This is a genomic window from Mesorhizobium sp. M4B.F.Ca.ET.203.01.1.1, assembly GCF_004791025.1.
Lineage (GTDB): Bacteria > Pseudomonadota > Alphaproteobacteria > Rhizobiales > Rhizobiaceae > Mesorhizobium > Mesorhizobium abyssinicae.
The window spans coordinates 1-303 of sequence record NZ_SRUO01000224.1 but is presented as its reverse complement, the minus strand read 5'-3'; the positions used below and the strand labels follow the sequence as shown (position 1 = coordinate 303).

General features: G+C 64.7%; 1 pseudogene. It reads right to left on the bottom strand.

The window, feature by feature from the left end:
- Window positions 1-48: 48 nt before the first annotated feature.
- Window positions 49-303 (bottom strand): annotated as a pseudogene (locus tag EN846_RS34415) (cytochrome o ubiquinol oxidase subunit I); the annotation flags it as partial.

Here is a 303-nt window from a genome sequence, read left to right as displayed (position 1 = left end):
CCGCCGCGTGCGCGGCGGGCCCGTGGCTCAGGGTCTAGGTATTGGTGCTCATGCCTTCAGCTCCGACTTCACCAGGCCCTGGGCTCCCATGTGCTTGCGGTGTGCGTTCTCTATGCGTTCCACCTCGGCGGCCGGGACCCAGTAGTCCACGTCCTGGTCGAAGGTGCGGTAGATGAACGTGGCGATCATGCCGACGAAGCCGACGATGGCCAGCCACCAGATGTGCCAGATCATCGCGAAGCCGAACACCAGGCTGAAGGCACCGATGACAACGCCCGTGCCGGTGTTGCGCGGCATGTGGAT